Below are 949 nucleotides of genomic sequence, written 5' to 3' on the forward strand. Positions count from 1 at the left end.
TTGTATCATAAGTAAAGATGCTGGTAAAAACTGGGGTGTACCTCAAATAGTTGGCCGTAGCGAACAAGCACAATCAGGCGGAAGTGATGCAGTTGCTTCTCCAGTAGTATTTAAAGTTAATGATAATACTGTTGTAGTAGTAGCTTCTGCAGGTGCTGGTTTAAGTAGGATTTCTCAAGATTATGATAGTAGAGATCCTAAATCTAAATTAAGCTATACAGTAGGTACATACAATGAAACTTCAGGTTTTACTTGGAATGGTGGATGGCAAGATATGACTACTAAAGCACAAGAAGCAGTTGCAAAAGTAACTGAAAAAGATGGTACTTATAAACAATTTGGTATACATTCTGCTAAAGGCGTTGTTGTTAATAGTGGAAGTACTCAAAATTTATATCTTGCTGTAACTGTAGCAAATCAAGGTAGCAGTAGTGCTATTAAAGAAGTTATGGGTAATGTTATAATGAAAGGTACATACAGTGGTACTGGTAATACAGTAAATTGGAGTACAGTAGATAGTACAGCAGTTGTATTCAGTCAAAAAAATGATACTTATAGTTCACATAAAGCAAGCCGTGTTATAGCTGCTACTGGTGATTCAGATATATATTATCTAACAGTTGGAAGTCCAGGATATGGAAATAATCAAATAGGTTATGCTAAAGCAGGTCAAGACCCTACAGATAATGGAATATTTGGTTCTGAAGGTTCTCCTTCTTATTTAAAAGTTGAAAAATGGTATGGTCAAAATGGATATGATCCTAATCAATATTCTACTAGTCAAAGTCAATCAACATCTCAAAGATTGTATGCCCATGTAAAATCATTAAATAGTACTATAACTATGTATGCTTTAAGTGGTGATACTGGATTCACTTCAACTGGTAAAACTTACACTGTTTTAGGTTATCCTGAAGACGGTACTACTCTTGCTAAATCTTCTTCAATG

At 34.4% G+C, this 949-nt stretch carries 1 pseudogene; it reads left to right on the forward strand.

Annotation, left to right across the window (positions count from 1 at the left end):
• A pseudogene (locus tag E6A48_RS07940) lies at positions 1 to 949 on the forward strand (hypothetical protein); the annotation flags it as partial.

The organism is Brachyspira pilosicoli (assembly GCF_019402445.1).
In the GTDB taxonomy this organism is placed as follows: Bacteria; Spirochaetota; Brachyspiria; order Brachyspirales; family Brachyspiraceae; genus Brachyspira; species Brachyspira pilosicoli_B.